This is a genomic window from Pseudomonas sp. TMW 2.1634, from assembly GCF_001703595.1.
GTDB classification, from domain to species: domain Bacteria; phylum Pseudomonadota; class Gammaproteobacteria; order Pseudomonadales; family Pseudomonadaceae; genus Aquipseudomonas; species Aquipseudomonas fragi.
The window spans coordinates 447,234-462,585 of record NZ_CP016849.1; the positions used below are offsets into that span (position 1 = coordinate 447,234).

General features: G+C 59.9%; 14 protein-coding genes. 10 read left to right on the plus strand and 4 right to left on the minus strand.

Features of this window, described 5'->3' with window-relative positions:
* Positions 1 to 15: 15 nt before the first annotated feature.
* The 5 genes from BFC21_RS02185 to BFC21_RS02205 all read left to right on the plus strand — a co-directional run bounded on the left by BFC21_RS02185 (position 16) and on the right by BFC21_RS02205 (position 4,929).
* Entirely contained in the window at positions 16 to 639 is a 624-nt protein-coding gene (locus BFC21_RS02185) for an SGNH/GDSL hydrolase family protein (RefSeq protein ID WP_088379459.1), read from the plus strand.
* Positions 636 to 1,304, plus strand: a complete 669-nt coding sequence (locus BFC21_RS02190) for an alginate O-acetyltransferase AlgF (protein WP_120265624.1) — start codon at positions 636 to 638, stop codon at positions 1,302 to 1,304. The genes BFC21_RS02185 and BFC21_RS02190 overlap by 4 nt, the downstream gene beginning before the upstream one ends.
* Positions 1,305 to 1,322: 18 nt before the next feature.
* Entirely contained in the window at positions 1,323 to 2,738 is a 1,416-nt protein-coding gene (locus tag BFC21_RS02195) for an MBOAT family protein (protein ID WP_088377039.1), read from the plus strand.
* A gap of 11 nt (positions 2,739 to 2,749) precedes the next feature.
* The gene (locus BFC21_RS02200; protein ID WP_120265625.1) at positions 2,750 to 3,889 is read left to right on the plus strand and encodes a cell division protein FtsQ; all 1,140 of its coding nucleotides are present in this window, start codon (positions 2,750 to 2,752) and stop codon (positions 3,887 to 3,889) included.
* 209 nt (positions 3,890 to 4,098) lie between these two features.
* Positions 4,099 to 4,929 carry an AraC family transcriptional regulator gene (locus BFC21_RS02205; RefSeq protein ID WP_162939276.1) on the plus strand — a complete coding sequence of 277 codons (831 nt, stop codon included), beginning with the start codon at positions 4,099 to 4,101 and terminating at the stop codon, positions 4,927 to 4,929.
* Here the strand turns inward: BFC21_RS02205 and BFC21_RS02210 are convergent.
* Complete coding sequence (locus tag BFC21_RS02210) at positions 4,926 to 5,513, minus strand: LysE family translocator (RefSeq protein ID WP_120265627.1); 588 nt, start codon at positions 5,511 to 5,513, stop codon at positions 4,926 to 4,928. The two genes, BFC21_RS02205 and BFC21_RS02210, sit on opposite strands and share 4 nt — an antisense overlap.
* A gap of 159 nt (positions 5,514 to 5,672) precedes the next feature.
* Between BFC21_RS02210 and BFC21_RS02215 the strand changes: the two genes are divergently transcribed.
* The 5 genes from BFC21_RS02215 (at position 5,673) to BFC21_RS02235 (ending at position 12,163) form a co-directional block, all read left to right on the plus strand.
* Positions 5,673 to 6,230, plus strand: coding sequence for a helix-turn-helix domain-containing protein (locus tag BFC21_RS02215; protein ID WP_083369465.1), 558 nt, complete (start codon positions 5,673 to 5,675; stop codon positions 6,228 to 6,230).
* A gap of 22 nt (positions 6,231 to 6,252) precedes the next feature.
* Positions 6,253 to 7,599, plus strand: coding sequence for a glutamine synthetase family protein (locus tag BFC21_RS02220; RefSeq protein WP_088377043.1), 1,347 nt, complete (start codon positions 6,253 to 6,255; stop codon positions 7,597 to 7,599).
* A 355-nt stretch (positions 7,600 to 7,954) separates the two neighbouring features.
* On the plus strand, positions 7,955 to 10,165 hold the full coding sequence (locus BFC21_RS02225) for an FAD-dependent oxidoreductase (protein WP_371914928.1): 2,211 nt from the start codon (positions 7,955 to 7,957) through the stop codon (positions 10,163 to 10,165).
* A 155-nt stretch (positions 10,166 to 10,320) separates the two neighbouring features.
* Positions 10,321 to 11,082, plus strand: a complete 762-nt coding sequence (locus BFC21_RS02230; RefSeq protein WP_120265629.1) for a hypothetical protein — start codon at positions 10,321 to 10,323, stop codon at positions 11,080 to 11,082.
* A gap of 22 nt (positions 11,083 to 11,104) precedes the next feature.
* Positions 11,105 to 12,163: a linear amide C-N hydrolase gene (locus BFC21_RS02235; RefSeq protein ID WP_088377044.1), complete on the plus strand. Its 1,059-nt coding sequence runs from the start codon at positions 11,105 to 11,107 to the stop codon at positions 12,161 to 12,163.
* A gap of 4 nt (positions 12,164 to 12,167) precedes the next feature.
* On the opposite strand, the gene BFC21_RS02240 is transcribed toward BFC21_RS02235, so the two are convergent.
* From BFC21_RS02240 to bamA, 3 genes are all read right to left on the minus strand, one after another.
* Entirely contained in the window at positions 12,168 to 12,470 is a 303-nt protein-coding gene (locus BFC21_RS02240) for an XRE family transcriptional regulator (protein ID WP_088377045.1), read from the minus strand.
* Positions 12,463 to 12,822, minus strand: coding sequence for a type II toxin-antitoxin system RelE/ParE family toxin (locus BFC21_RS02245; RefSeq protein WP_016780400.1), 360 nt, complete (start codon positions 12,820 to 12,822; stop codon positions 12,463 to 12,465). The genes BFC21_RS02240 and BFC21_RS02245 overlap by 8 nt, the downstream gene beginning before the upstream one ends.
* An 85-nt stretch (positions 12,823 to 12,907) precedes the next feature.
* Positions 12,908 to 15,274, minus strand: a complete 2,367-nt coding sequence (gene bamA, locus BFC21_RS02250) for an outer membrane protein assembly factor BamA (RefSeq protein ID WP_088377046.1) — start codon at positions 15,272 to 15,274, stop codon at positions 12,908 to 12,910.
* Between the last annotated feature and the right edge of the window lie 78 nt (positions 15,275 to 15,352).

A 15,352-nucleotide genomic window follows, 5' to 3' on the forward strand; every position in this document is an offset into this window, starting at 1 on the left:
GGCATGACCATTTTAATGATTGGCGACAGCCATCTGGCGACGCCTGACTACTTGATCGCCACTCTGCACAACGATCTGGTTGCTCAGGGTGCAAACGTTCACACGCTGGGCGTTTGCGGCGCCAACGCCGGTGACTGGCTCAAGGCGACGCCGGGCACCTGTGGCGGTGCCGAACGCCGTGGCAGCGAAAAGGCCGTGGTGCTCGGCGGCAAGGCCGCGACCGTGCCGATCAGCCAGTTGCTGGCCACCGACAAGCCGGACCTGGTGCTGATCGTGATGGGCGACACTATGGCCAGCTACACCAAGCCGGCCTTTCCCAAGGCCTGGCTGTGGCAGCAAACCACCGGGCTGACCAAGGCAATCGCCGCCAATGGCACCCGTTGCGTGTGGGTCGGGCCGAACTGGGGCACGGAAGGCGGCAAGTACGGCAAGAACTTTGCCCGTGTCGAGATGACGTCCAAGTTCCTCGCCGCCAACGTTGCACCGTGCAGCTATATCGACTCGCTGGCTTTCTCCAAACCCGGGCAGTGGGCCACGATTGACGGCCAGCACATGACCGCCACGGGCTACAGGACCTGGAGCAACGAGATCAACAAGGCGTTGCTGCAAACCCCGGCCCTCAAGGATGCCAAAAAATGAATAAAGTGATCGCGGTGCTCGCAGGTATTCATGGGTTGGCGTTCAGTGCCCTGGCGAGCGCGCAGGTGGCGCTGTACCCCACAGGCCCCGACCAGGACGCCGCCTTTATCCGCTTCGTCAACGCCACCAGTGCCCCTCTGGACGTGCTGGGCCAGCCAGGGCAGCCGCCGTTGCGCCTTGACACCGCAGCACCGGCGTCATTGTTGTTCCCGGTGGATTCGAGCAGCGCGATCAAGGGCTCGCTGGTCAGCGGTACGCACAAGCTGGCCCTCGACCTGAAGGTCGAGCCAGGTGAGTTCGCGACCATTGTGGTGGTGCCGCAAGGTGAAGGCATCGAGCAGGTCGCGGTGCGCGAAACCCCGGATGACTTCAACGGCCTCAAGGCTTCACTGGCGTTCGTCAATGTCGACAAGTCCTGCAGCGACGCGAGCCTGCGGCCTGCCGGGCGCAGCGCTGACCTGTTCAAGGCGGTGCCGGCGGCCAGCCTGCAACGACGTTCGATCAACCCGGTGAACCTGTCAGTGCAACTGGTGTGTGCCAACACCAACGTGGGGGCGCCGCTGGATCTGGGCATGCTCAAGGCGGGCGAGCGCTACAGCGTGATGCTGGTGCCTTCTGCCAGTGGGCCGCGTCTGTTGAGCACCACGGATACTCTGTCCCACTGATCGGATTGCACCGCTGCTATGGTCTTCGCCTCACTCGAGTTCCTGACGCTGTTCTTGCCGGCCTTCATGCTGGTCTACGCCCTGGGCAAACCGCAGTGGCGTAACGTCATTCTGTTGCTCGGCAGCTGGTTGTTCTATGGCTGGCTGAACCCGATGTTCCTTGCGTTGCATGTGGCGCTGACCCTCGTGGCCTGGGTGGGCGGGCTGCTGATCGATCGCAGCCGCGAGGACGCCAGGGGCAGGGTGCGGTTGTTGATCGCGCTGATCGTGTTCAACACGGCGGTGCTGTGCTGGTACAAGTACGCCAATATCCTGGCCGCGACCTGGATTGACTGGATCACGTATCCGGGCGCGATGCCGCTGGAATGGCAGCGCGTGGCGCTGCCCGCCGGGCTGTCGTTTATCGTGCTGCAGGCGATTTCCTATCTGGTGGATGTACACCGCCACACCGTGCCGGTGGAGCGCAGCTTTATCAATTACGCGACGTATATTTCAATGTTCGGCCACTCGATTGCGGGGCCGATCATTCGCTATGACTGGGTGCGTCGCGAGCTCACCAAACGTTATTTCGACTGGCAGAATTTCTCGCTGGGTGCGCGCCGTTTCATGATTGGCATGTGCATGAAAGTGCTGGTGGCAGACACGCTGTCGCCGTTGGTGGATGTGGCCTTTCATCTCGACAATCCCTCGTTTGTCGACGCCTGGATCGGTTGCCTGGCTTACTCGCTGCAATTGTTTTTCGACTTTGCCGGTTACAGCGCCATGGCCATCGGCCTTGGCTTGATGCTGGGCTTTCATTTCCCGGAAAACTTCAACCAGCCGTACCTGGCCAGCAGCATTCAGGATTTTTGGCGGCGTTGGCACATGTCGTTGTCCAGCTGGTTGCGCGACTACCTGTATATCGCCCTGGGCGGTAACCGCAACGGTGCCTGGAAGACCTATCGCAACCTGTTCCTGACCATGGCCATCGCGGGGCTGTGGCATGGCGGCGACAGCTGGAACTACCTGCTGTGGGGCGCAGCCCACGGTGTTGCGCTGTGCGTGGACCGGTTGTGGTCGCGTTCCAGCCTGCCGAGCATTCCGTCATGGTTGTCGCATACGTTGACGCTGCTGTTTGTGTTTATGGCCTGGACCCTGTTCCGCGCTCCGGATTTTGCCGCTGCCCTGAACATGTACGCCGGCCAGTTGGGCTTGCACGACTTTGCCCTGGGCGACGCGCTGGCCGTGACTTTGCGCTCGGCTCACGGACTGGCGGCATTGCTGGGTGTGGTGTGTATCATCGCGCCGCTGTTCAAAAGCCGTTATGAGCAGCGCTTCGCTGCACAATTCTGGTTTGCGCCGATGGCGGCCGTGTGGCCGGTGGCGGGTTTCATGCTTTCGTTCGCGTTGATCGCGAGCCGCGAAGCCGTGCCCTTTCTGTACTTCCAGTTCTGATGGTCGCGCCCATGTCCTCATCATCGCCCCAACCGACTGTAGCTACTGAATTCACTGCCCGAGTCAGCAAATTTGGCGGTGTGATATTTGCCTGTTTTCTGGCTGCCAGCTTTGCTTCGTCGCTCTGGCTGTTGTTCAGTACCCAGGTGCCCATGCTGGCGCCTGACCTGACCTCCGAGCAAGTGCTGCATGGCGAGGTCACGCACCGGCTTGCCAGGCAATTGTCCGAGGCCGGCGTGGCGCAAAAGGCGGCGGATCTGGAACGTGGCGCGAGCTGGCTGATGTTTCACGACACCGGCGCGCGGGTGCGCCCGGGATGTGCGGGCTGGCTGTTCTTGACCGATGAAATGCGCATCAACCGTCATGCCCGGGTTAATGCTCAAGCCAAGGCAGCAGCGGTGCGTGATATCCAGCAACAGCTGGCCGGGCGCGGTATCCGCTTGCTGGTGGCCGTGGTGCCGGACAAGAGCCGGATTGCCGGGGCGCAACTGTGCGATTTGCGCCGCCCGGCGCAGTTGCAACATCGGGCCGCAGCCTGGGTTGAGGAATTGAACAAGGCCGGGGTGAGCGCTGTGGATCTTGCGCCAGCTCTGCAGTCGGTGGGCAGCGATGCCTATCTGCGCACTGATACCCACTGGAGTGAAGCGGGCGCCTCGGCGGCGGCCAGGGCCATCGCCGTGCAAGTGCAGGCAATGGGGATCAGCGCCACGCCACACAAGGATTATGAAACGGCACGGCAAGACCCGGCGCGGCGCCCGGGAGACCTGGTGCGACTGGCCGGTCTTGAGTGGTTGCCAGTGGGGTTGCAACCCGCAGCTGAATCGGTGGCGGCCAGCCGGTTCAGTGAGAAAGACGATTTATCCCAAGGCGATGCTGACAACCTGGATGATCTGTTGGGCGATGACAACCTGCCCAACGTTGCCCTGATCGGCACCTCGTTCTCGCGCAACTCCAACTTTGTCGGGTTTGTGCAACAAGCTCTTGGCGCACCGATAGGTGACTTTGCCAAGGACGGTGGCGAGTTCTCCGGTGGTGCCAATGGCTACTTCAGCAACCCGGCATTCAAGCAGACACCGCCCAAGCTGGTGATCTGGGAGATCCCCGAGCGTGATTTGCAAACGCCTTACAGCGAAGCGATCAGGCTCATGTAGGCCGTAGCAGCTGCCGCAGGAACGAGGCTGCGTCCGGTTGCGCAGCGACCGTAAACCCTGCGAGTCGGGTTTATCTGGCACACCGCAGTGTCTGATTCTGCGACGACTGCGTCGCCGGACGCAGCCTCGTTCCTGCGGCAGCTGCTACGAACGGTGGGTGATAGTGCTAGTCTGGCAACCAGACACCTGTCCATCACGGTCCCGATCCCATGCCTGCAAGCTCGCCATCACACTGCGCAACTCCGAGGTTCTGGCGGGATGCGCAGTTGCCCTTTATCGAGGCGCGCTCCATCGCCGATGGCCGCAAGGTCTGTTATGCCCGGCACTCCCATGAGATTTTTTCCATCGGCGCCATCACCTCCGGTTGCTGCAACTACCTGCATGAAAAAACCAGCCACAGGATCAGCGCAGGCACGGTGGTGTTGATGAACCCCGGTGATGTTCACGCCTGTAATCCGGTCGAGGACCTGCCGTGGTCTTATGTGATGCTGTATGTCGATGCGCAGTGGCTGGCGGGCATTCAACAGGGGTTCGGTGAGGGTTCCGACGGGTTGTTCCAGCCGATTGCGGCCACTTACACGCAATCGCCCGCACTGTTCAACGGGCTCACCGGGCTGTATGCGCAACTGATCGATCCTGAGCTTGAGGTGCTGGCCAGGCACGAAGCAGCGATCAAGTTTTTTTCGGCGATGCAGCAGGAGCTGGGCGGTTCGGTCACGCTGCGCAAGCCCGCCAATGCGCGGGTGGAGCGCGCCGCTGAATATATCGACGAGCATTTCCTGCGCACCCTTCGCCTGCAGGATATCTGTGAGGCCGCCAGCCTGTCAGAGGCTTACCTGATTCGTGCCTTCGAGCAGCGTTACCATATGACGCCCCACGCCTATCTGATCAACCGGCGTATCCAGCTTGCCCAGGCCCAACTGCGCGAAGGAGCATTGATCGCCGATATCGCCCAGCAAACCGGTTTTGCCGATCAGGCGCATTTCCAGCGGGTGTTCAAGAAGCACCTCGCAGCCACGCCCGGCCAATACAAGGCCTAAAACCACAGCAAGGACACCGCGCAGCCCGCCAGCATGGCCGCCATGGCGCGATTGAACAGGCGGATGCGCCGGGTGCTGTGCAGGTAGCGGCTCAGAAAGGCACCGGTGTAGGCCCAGCAGGCCACTGACAGGTAGCAGACCACAAAATAGATCAGCGCAAATGCCCAGATCAGCGTGGCTTCGCCTCCGGAAACAAACGCTCCCATCCCTGCAACTGCGGCCAGCCAGGCCTTGGGGTTGAGCCACTGCATGGCGGCGCCGGTAAAAAACGACGGCTGCCGCGCGTCTCCATCGAACGCGATGCGGCCGTTGTCCATCGCCAGTTTCCAGGCCAGATACAGCAAAAAGGCCATGCCGGCCCAGCGGATCAGGTCGGTGAGGATCGGCCACTGCTTGAGCACCTCATGCAGGCCGAAACCGGTAAACAGCAGCAACACTACAAACCCGACGGTAGCCCCCAGCACATGGCGCAGGCTGGGGCCCAGGCCGAACTGCATGCCCGAACTCAGGGCCACCACATTCACCGGCCCCGGTGAAATGGAGGCTGCCAGGGCAAATGCCGCCATCGAAATCAACAGGCTCATCGTGATTGTTCTCCGCTTCAAGGTTGAGCCTTGAGGTTATGAGGCGCGTAGCCCGGCGTATTGAACAAAACTCCCCTGTGCAGCGATGACTTGCGTTGGTGAAATTTAATCTGTATTTTTTCATGAAATTATATGATCTGAATTTCACGGCGGCCGGGAATGAACAAGCAAGAAGAGATGGCCGCGTTGGCGATCCTTATCCACGACCTGCGCAAGCACAAGAAGTACACCCTCAAGGAGCTGGCCGACAAGATCGGCCGTTCCGTGGGTTTTTTGTCCCAGGTCGAACGCGGGTTGTCCCAGCCCACGGTGGCCGACCTGACCGCCATCAGCGAAACCCTGGGCGTGCCTACCACCTATTTCTACAGCCTGCCCAAGCCCAAGCAGTTGCCCTGGGTGACCCGCCCTGACGAGCGCCGCACGCTGTACCTGGGCAACGGCATCACCGACATCCTGGTCTCGCCGCAAATCCGCGCGTCGTTCTCCATGCTCGAAAGCCTGCTGGAAGCCGGGGCCAGCAGCGGTGATCGACACATGACAGACAGTTCGGAGCAGGGCGGCTACGTGATCGAGGGCCAGTTGACCCTGTGGCTGGGAGATGACGATGAGCCCGCCACCCTCAATGCCGGAGACAGTTTCCAGTTCGACAGTCACACCCGCTGTCGCTACGCCAACCTGACACAGCAGCGCACGCGCGTGCTGTGGGTCTACACCTGATAACAATAAAGGAACCTTGAAGATGGATGCTGCCTGCTCTGATCTGCTGGCCGAAGTACGCGCGTTTCGCCAGCGCAACCCCGAGGTGCGTTACGTCGACCTGATCTCCCTGGACATCCCCGGGCATTTCTATGGCAAGCGCTACCCCATCGACATGCTCGAAAAAGTCGCGGCTGGCAGTGTTCTAAAACTGCCGCAAAACTGCGTGCTGCTGGGGGTGCAGGGCGGGCTGTTCAAGATTGGCGATTACTGCTTCAACGACGGCGACCCGGATGCCGTGCGCCGCCTGGTGCCGGGTACGCTCAAACCGGTAACCTGGGAAGGCAAGCCCCTGGGCCAGATGCTGATCACCTCTGACGGCACAGAGCAGCCGATCGTCTTCGAACCCCGCGAAGTGCTCGCCCAAGTGCTGGCGCGGCTGGCGCGCAAAGGCATTCACCCTGTGGTGGCGTTCGAGCTGGAGTTTTATCTGTTCGACAAGCAACTGCGTGATGGCTTGCCGCAGTTCCCCCGGGATCACCTGAGCGACGATGCCGACGACCAGCCCAATATGCATATCGAGCGCCTGTCGCGCTTTGCCCCGGTGCTCGATGAAATGGTCGATGCAGCGCAGGCCCAGGGCATCGATGCCACCGTGATTACCGCCGAACTGGGCCCGGGGCAGTTCGAAATCAATTTTGGCCATCTCGATGACGGTTTGCGCGCCGCGGACTGGGCGGCCCTGTTCTGCCGCAGCACCCGCGGGGTCGCACTCAAGCATGGCTATCGCGCCAGTTTCATGGCCAAGCCCTACTTGCAGCACCCGGGCAGCGGCATGCATGTGCATGTCAGCTTGTACGACGGGGCAGGCAACAACCTGCTGGCGGTCAACCAGCAACAACCCCTGCGCCATGCCATCGCCGGTTGCCTGGCATTGTTGCCGGCGTGCATGCCGATCTTTGCGCCCAACCACAACGGGTTTCGCCGCCTGGGCGGCACCACCAATATTGCCACCCAGGCCAGTTGGGGTTATGAAGACCGCGATGCGTGCCTGCGCATTCCGGAGTCGGACAGCAAAAACCTGCGCGTCGAATATCGCCTTGCCGGGGCCGATGCCAACCCGTATCTGCTGCTGGCGGCGATTCTGGTGGGGCTCGAGCACGGGCTGGAAGCGGGCAAGGAGCCGATCCTGCCGTTGAACGAAGACCGTAACAGCGGTATCGCCTTCCCCCTGGACATGCTCGAAGCCGTTCGGGCCATGCAGCACCAGCCACAGCTGCGTGACGGCCTGGGCGCCGAGTTTGTCGATGTGTACTGCGAGAACAAGCGCCAGGACCATCTGGCCTTTATGCAGGACATCAGTGCCCGGGAATATCGCTGGTTTATGTAAGGGCGCACCGTGTGCCCAGCCCCTGACGACTTGCCTGGCGCCATGAGTGGCGCCTTTTGGCGGTCGCGTATCACCTGCGTCTTCTGCAGTTGATGCCCATGTACACACTCGCTGGCCAGTGCAGGCTAACGCTAACTTAATATTTTTAGAAATTTCGGAAACGTCTTACAGATGAGAATGTTAGTCCCTGCTAGCCTGATTTAGGTTGTTACATATAGGCGGAGTTTATAAGTTAAACAATACACTCTGCACTGGCTCAAACTGCGTTTGAGCGCGTTGCAATATTCTGGTGCTGTTGCCACTCCATGAGTAATTAATGGAACTTGGGTGCAAGTTGCCCAGGGCGGGCGTTTTATTGCCAGAAATAAACAAGTTTGTTTCAGTAACGCCCCAACTTGTTAGCGTTCCTGGTTTGCGGGGCATCAGGTTCAGAATTGTTGGAGACAAAGCCATGACGCTTTCTTGTGTTCCGCCAGTTGCTGCATCACTTATTGCCACAAGCGAAAATATCCTGCATATCGCGCCCGTGTCGAAAGGCTGGAAGGCCCAGGCTCCGGATAATGTCGTGTTCCTGCCCCCCACCTTGAGCAAGCAAACCCTGCTTGTACAGATCGGGCTGCTGCGTCCGTCAACGCTGGTTGTGGCAGACCAGATCATCGATGCAGAGGTGATTGACCAATGGCGCATATCCCACCCGTTTGGAGACCTCTTTCTGGTTCGCCGAGGCACGAGCCTGGATAAGGTCAGGCTGGATCTGTGCGGCCCCAACCACATTCGAGTAGTCAACACACCGGGGGTCAACGCGCCCCATGTCGCGGCCTATATCGCGCATTGGCTGACATGCTGCGATGGTTCCATGCCCCGTGATATCTCTGTGCTGGGGTACGGCAATGTGGGTAAAGAGCTGGTCCGGCTGTTGCTGGACCGCGATCCCGAGGTACGGATCAAGGTGCTGGCCCGGCATCCGCGGGTTACGCAGCCTTTTGGCAAAGGCTTTGCCGATGGCAGGGTGTCATTTGTCGTGGATTGGCGCCAGGCAATGGACGGCGCCCAGGCGGTGGCTGTTTGCGTGGCCCTGAATGATCAAACCGCGCATCGCATTGACAAGTCCCTGATTGACTGTCTGCACTGCCAGGCCCGAGTAGTCTGTGTGGCCAAGCCGGATGTGTTCAGCGATGACGCCTTGCAAGCCCTGGCCGAGGCTGAAGGCATCCAGCTGGTACTGGATTATGGCCCTGCAACATTAACTGCGTTCCGGCTGCGCACCCAGGCGCTCGGCTGCAGTGCCTCCAGCTGGCGCAAGCCCGCGACCCTGACCACGCAGGCAGCCACCAACGAAGCGTGCAATTGCGATCTTGACTATGCCGTCTGCGTTCAACTGAGCCTTATGGGCTTGCGCAGCCTGGTCAGGCGCAAGCTTGCGCAATCATTGAGGATCCCCGCCCGGCAGGTGCATACCGGTGCACCGTGCATTTCGATCATCGGCAGAGGTATCAATGGCCTGCTCCAGGCCGTGATGTGCCGCCTGGCGAATTATCAGGTCACGGTCTACGGCACCGCTCAGCAGAGCGATGGTGCCAGTCACAAGCAGGTGAACATGCGCCATCTGTCAGCGACGGAAACTACGGCAAAGCCGCTGCATAACGACTATCTGCTGCCTGGGAACCAGTACCTGGCCGTTGAATGCAATCGTGCAGGCATCGAGCTGTTTGCCAAGCTTGTGGCCGACAACCCCTCGCTGGCGCCATTCGCCCAGGCGGGTATTGTTCGAGCCTACAGGCAAGATGCCAGTGATGTTGAGGCTGCGATCGGTGAGCAACGTGATATCGAAAACCGGCCCTGGCCCAGCGGCAAGCCGGGAGGCGAACTCACGCAGATCAATCAGCGGCAATTTTTGGCCCGTTATGCAATCCCCGGGATCGCTCGGGCTATAGAGGTATCGGGCTACGATCTGGAGTTTGTGCCGCTTATGGACGCGATAGTGGCGCTTTTGCAGCGCTCCGGGGTTCAGTTCCTGCCTCAGCGTCTGACCCGCGCCCAAATTGCAGACCTGAGTAGAGAGCACTTTGTTGTGACGGCCCTGGGTGTCGAACAAGCAGATGTCGTTGCGATCATTGGCTGGTTTTTTAAACTGCCTGCTGTTGCCAACGAAGGTGCCAGGCTGCGCGGGCTCAAGCTGCAGTACGATCTGCCAGTCGGGGTGATGAATTGCCGCCTGGACGGCGCCTGCATTGTGATTTCCGGCGGGCAGGTTGCGCCCAACGCTACGCCGCAGTACAAGCAGCAAACATTCGAGGCCTGTCTTGCTGCGGTTTCCCGGCACTTTCCACAGTCCTATGGCCGGGCAATTGAAACTGGCGAATTGCAGGTTATCGAATGTGCCCGCCCAGGTACCCCGGATGGAATCGCGATCGTGCATTGGTCGGCATACAATTGCATTGCGGCCGGGGGCACCTATGCCGCAGGTACCACGCAGGGGCTGGTATGGGCCTCTCTGGTTCAGGAGCTTATCCAGGCAAGAGCACCTGCGGTGTCGGGAGCGTACTTCAGGGCAAAGGGTGCTTGATCATTGTGTACCGGTAACCGCAACCGCGCTGTGCTCCTCAGCGGCTACAGCTCAAAGACGTTACTTCGCCATTTCCTGCTATACCTGTTGGTCAACTCCAGGAAGCGGTCAGTCAGGACGATGAGCAAACTGTTTTTAACCCCCCCGTAACGGCCTTGCCGCTGTTGCTGTTTGTGCAAATGGCGCACGCAGAGCAAGCTGCCGACAGCCAGTGGCTACTGCTGGCCAGCCCCTTTGTCTGGGCACCGTCCATGAGCGGGCAGGCGGCGCTGGGCGGGGCCAATACCAAGGTCGATGTGCCGTTTGCCGATGTTTGGGAAAACCTGAGCACGGTATTTATGGGCAATCTGGAGTTGACCAACCGCACCCTGGGTTTTTATGTCGACGGCGTCCACGCCAAAACCGATCAGTCCGAACGGGTCTACGGACGCAAGGTGGGCCTGGCGATCACCCAGAGCACAGTGGCTGCAGGCGCGTATTACCGGGTTTATGAATATGCGTTGGGTGGCGAGACGGTTTTTGGCGAGCCGCGTACCTGGCGTGTAGAACCTACGGTCGGTGTGCGCTGGACCAAGCTGTCAACCAAACTGGATATCGACTCCCTGGGGTTCAGCACCAAGAAAAAAACTGAGTGGACCGATCCGTTTGTGGGGCTGCGCATGCAGGCTGACCTGACTGACCGCTGGACCCTCTCTGGTGAAACCGACACCGGCGGTCTGGATACGTCCTCGAAGAAAACCTGGAACGCTCAAGGTTATCTGGGCTATCGCATGTACCTGGCCGATCACCCTACGATCATCCGCGTCGGCTATCGGGTACTGGCGCAAAACTATCGAACCACCGACTTTACCGGCAACACGTTCAAGTACGACGTGACCCAGCGCGGCCCGGTACTGGGCCTGTCCATGCGCTTCTGACAAGCACCGAGGAGACAAGGGAATGCAACTGTTTAAACACACCCGTACCCTGACACTGGCACTGGCCGGCTTTATGCTCGCATTGCCCGTTGCCAATGCCTGCACCCGCCTGGTGTATCTGGGGGACAACGGCCGGGTGATCACCGCGCGGTCGATGGACTGGAAAACTGACGTGGCCACCAACCTGTGGATCTTTCCCCAGGGCATGCAGCGCACCGGCGAAGCGGGGCCTGGGTCGCTCAAGTGGACGTCGAAGTACGGCAGCGTGATTGCCAGCGGCTATGATATTTCCACCACCGACGGAGTCAACGAAGCCGGGTTGTCGGCCAACTTGCTGTGGCTGGTCGAGTCCGAATACCCGCCGGTTCATCAGGGCAAGCCGGGGCTGAGCATTGCCGCCTGGGCCCAGTATGTGCTGGACAATTTCAGCAGCGTTGCCGAAGCGGTGGCCGTGCTCAAGACCGAGCCCTTTACCGTGGTCACCGCCAATGTGCCGGGTGAGAGCCGGCTGGCAACCTTGCACCTGTCGATGTCCGATGCCTCGGGGGACAGCGCCATCATTGAGTTTATCGGTGGCAAGCAGGTGATCCACCACGACCGCAGCTATCAGGTGATGACCAACTCCCCGGCATTCGATGCGCAACTGGCCATGAACGCCTATTGGCAAGCCATCGGCGGGACGGTGATGCTGCCCGGCACCAATCGCTCGGCGGACCGGTTTGCCCGTGCTTCGTTTTACGTCAACGCAGTGCCAAAAAACCAGGACGCACGCCTGTCGCTGGCCAGCGTATTCAGTGTGATCCGCAACGTCTCGGTGCCGTATGGCATTACCACTCCCGGTGAGCCGAACATTTCCTCGACACGCTGGCGCTCGGTGATCGACCACAAGCAGGGGCTGTACTTTTTCGAGTCGGCGATCACGCCAAACACCTTTTGGGTGGACCTGAACAAGATCGACTTTTCCAGGGCCACGGGCGCCGTGAAAAAACTGGACCTGGGGCCGGACCAAAGCACCATTTTTTCCGGAGAGGTCTCCAGCCGCTTCAAGGCCACTGCGGCCTTCAAGTTTGAAGGGGCGTAAGGAATTACCCGTGTTCTGCTTTGTGCTCTGGCACCAGGCGGACTTCTACACGCTGTCCTAATGCCCGTGCAGCGCTGGCCAGTGTGGCCAGTGTCATGCCCGGGTCATTCTGGTCGAGCGCCCGATCCACCGCCGTGCGGCTGGTATGCATGCGGTCGGCCAGTGTTTTTTTGCTGACGTGCTGTTCTTTCATGGCCTGGGCTATCTGCCAGGCAATAACGCGTTTGAGTGCGGCGGCCGAAACCTCTTCTGCAAGGCCTTGTTCCGAGAGAAAGTCATCAAAGTCAGAGCCGATATGATTATTCATGCGCGGTACCTCGTAGTTTTGCATGGCGCTGTCTGGCGGTTTGCAGATCCACCGTCGGGGTTTTCTGGCTTTTTTTGATAAATCCGTGAAGCAGGATCATCTGTGAGCCAACGACCGTAAAGATGACGCGAGCAATGATGCCCTCCAGATCAGAGCGAACCTCCCACAGTTTTGGCTCCAGTTTGCGTACAACCGGCATGCCAATCGGCCAGCCAAGTTGCACGGTCTTGATATCGATGCCAATCAGTCGTCTTTGCTCGCGCCCAAGGCCGGTTAACCATTCGCGAACGGGTTCGTTATCGGCTTCGGTGCGAAAAAATGCAACCGTGAGGATGGGAGGGATTCGAGTCATGAACTTGAGTGTACCTAAAATGGTACATCTCTCAAGTTTTGCCAGCCCCAGCTGACCAGCGGCCAGGGATTGTTATCCCGTGCTTTTAAAACGTCTGCCCCATGGAGAACTGGAACACCTGTGTTTCGGCGTCATCAGGTTTGCGGATCGGCAGCGCGAGGTTGACGCTCAGCGGGCCCATCGGGCTGTACCAGGTCACGCCCACACCCACGGAGCTGGCCATCTGGCTGAGGTCCACGCCGTCGCAGCCGGTGGTGGTGCTCAGGTAGCACTTGTCCGAGTACACGCTACCCACATCCCAGAACAATGAGGTGCGCAGGGATTTGTTGTCCTTGATAAAGGGCATCGGGAACAGGTATTCAACCCCGCCGGTAATCATGATGTTGCCACCCAGGGCTTCGGTGTCGCGGTCGGAGTAATACGCCTGGCCGGCGCTGGAGTAGGTGCCAGTGGCCGGGGTGTTGCGCGGGCCCAGGGTACCGCTTTCAAAGCCGCGCACCGTGCCTTCGCCGCCTGCAGTGTAGTTTTCATAGAACGGCAGGCCATCGGTGGAGCCATAGCCGTTGCCGTACCCAAGCTTGGTATGAAAGCGCAACGAGGTGGATGCGCTCACCGGCAGGAAGGTCTGGCCGGTGTAGTCGATCTTGTAGAAGCTCAAGTCGCTGCCGGGCACCGTGACCATCAGGTTGAGGTTTTGCGAGTAGCCGCGGGTCGCCAGGATGCCCTTGTTCAGGGTCGACTCCGACCAGCCCAGGTTGGCCTTGAAGTTGGTGAATTCCTTGCCTTCACGGTCGATAAAGTCGTAGATCTCGTCGGCGCTGTAGGTGCCGGGTTCAATGCTGTCATGCTGGGCGGTCAGGCCAAAGCTGATCCGTGAGGTTTCATTGATCGGGTAGCCCAGGGTGGCGCCGGCACCGTAACTGTTGATCGAGTAGTACGACACGCCGTCGTCGTAGTAATCGTTGTAGTCGGTCTTGTTGTAGAAGGCGTTGTAGCCCAGGCTCACGCCGTCCTTGGTGAAGTACGGGTCGGTGAAGCCGATGTTGTACTTGCTCTGGTATTCGGAGCGGGTCAGGCCCAGGCTGGCGGAGTTGCCCGTGCCGAGGAAGTTGTTCTGGGTGATCGAGCCGCCCAGGATCAACCCCGCGCTCTGGGCAAAGCCGACACTGGCAGTGATCGAGCCGGAGGACTGTTCTTCAACGCTGTAGTTGACGTCAACCTGGTCGTCGACACCCGCCACCGCCGGTGTCTCGACGTTGACTTCCTTGAAGTAGCCCAGGCGCTCAAGCCGCGTCTTGGACTGGTCGATCAGGTAGGTGGACGCCCAGCCGCCTTCCATCTGGCGCATTTCGCGGCGCAGCACCTGGTCTTCGGTCTTGGTGTTGCCGCGAAAGTTGATGCGGTTGGCGTAGGCGCGCTTGCCCGGGTCGACCACAAATTCGATGTCTACCGTGTTGTCGTCCTTGCTCGGGGTTGGCACCGCATTGACGTTGGCAAAGGTATAGCCCTCGTTGCCCAGGCGGCGGGTAATCAGGTCCGAAGTCGAGGTCATGAGTTTGCGGGAAAACACCTGGCCCTTTTGCACCAGCAGCAAGGCCGTGATCTGATCCTCGGGCACTTTCAGGTCGCCGCGCAGCTTGATGTCGCGCACGGTGTACTTGGTGCCTTCGTTGATATTGACCGTGATAAAGACCTGCTTCTTGTCGGGGCTGATCGACACCTGGGTCGAGACGATCTCCATATTGATATAGCCGCGGTCCATGTAATACGAGCGCAAGCGCTCCAGGTCACCGGACAGTTTCTCGCGGGCATACTTGTCATCGTTCTTGAAAAACGACAGCCAGTTGCTGGTCTTGAGGGTGAACTGATCGTCCAGCTCTGCCTGGTCGAAAACGCTATTGCCCACCACATTGATATGCTTGATCGCGGCCACTTCGCCTTCGTCGATCCTGATCTTCAGGCCGACGCGGTTGCGCGGTTGGGCAACCACCTCGGCGTCCACCGCGGCCGAGTAACGCCCTTGCGCCACATACTGGCGCAGCAGCTCATTGCGTACCCCTTCGAGTGTCGCGCGCTGGAACACTTCGCCTTCGGCCAGCCCGGACTGCTTGAGGCCTTTCATCAAGTCATCGGTAGAAATGGCCTTGTTGCCCTCGATGTCGATACTGGCAATGGACGGCCGCTCGACCACAGTGATCACCAGCACGTCGCCATCGCGCCCCAGCTGGATATCCTGGAAAAAACCGGTCTTGAACAGTGCGCGCGTGGACTCCACCAGTTGCTGGTCATCGACCTGTTCGCCAACGTTCAAGGGCAGGGCGCCGAACACGCTGCCGGCGGACACCCGCTGCAGGCCGTTGATGCGGATATCGGCTATCTTGAAGCCTTGGGCGTGGGCCAGTGAGGCATTGAGCAGCAGTGCAACCGAGCAGAGCAGGCGCGCAAAATTCATTTAGATCAGTTATCCAGGACACATCGACAAACAGCACAAGCAGGCTGGTGGAGGTCCAGCATAAAAGCTCGGGGCGTA

Coding starts and splice junctions, on each gene's coding strand:
- BFC21_RS02185 (WP_088379459.1), top strand. CDS start 16: ATGATTGGCGACAGCCATCTGGCGACGCCTGACTACTTGATCGCCACT.
- BFC21_RS02190 (WP_120265624.1), top strand. CDS start 636: ATGAATAAAGTGATCGCGGTGCTCGCAGGTATTCATGGGTTGGCGTTC.
- BFC21_RS02195 (WP_088377039.1), top strand. CDS start 1,323: ATGGTCTTCGCCTCACTCGAGTTCCTGACGCTGTTCTTGCCGGCCTTC.
- BFC21_RS02200 (WP_120265625.1), top strand. CDS start 2,750: ATGTCCTCATCATCGCCCCAACCGACTGTAGCTACTGAATTCACTGCC.
- BFC21_RS02205 (WP_162939276.1), top strand. CDS start 4,099: ATGCCTGCAAGCTCGCCATCACACTGCGCAACTCCGAGGTTCTGGCGG.
- BFC21_RS02210 (WP_120265627.1), bottom strand. CDS start 5,513: ATGAGCCTGTTGATTTCGATGGCGGCATTTGCCCTGGCAGCCTCCATT.
- BFC21_RS02215 (WP_083369465.1), top strand. CDS start 5,673: ATGAACAAGCAAGAAGAGATGGCCGCGTTGGCGATCCTTATCCACGAC.
- BFC21_RS02220 (WP_088377043.1), top strand. CDS start 6,253: ATGGATGCTGCCTGCTCTGATCTGCTGGCCGAAGTACGCGCGTTTCGC.
- BFC21_RS02235 (WP_088377044.1), top strand. CDS start 11,105: ATGCAACTGTTTAAACACACCCGTACCCTGACACTGGCACTGGCCGGC.
- BFC21_RS02240 (WP_088377045.1), bottom strand. CDS start 12,470: ATGAATAATCATATCGGCTCTGACTTTGATGACTTTCTCTCGGAACAA.
- BFC21_RS02245 (WP_016780400.1), bottom strand. CDS start 12,822: ATGACTCGAATCCCTCCCATCCTCACGGTTGCATTTTTTCGCACCGAA.
- bamA (WP_088377046.1), bottom strand. CDS start 15,274: ATGAATTTTGCGCGCCTGCTCTGCTCGGTTGCACTGCTGCTCAATGCC.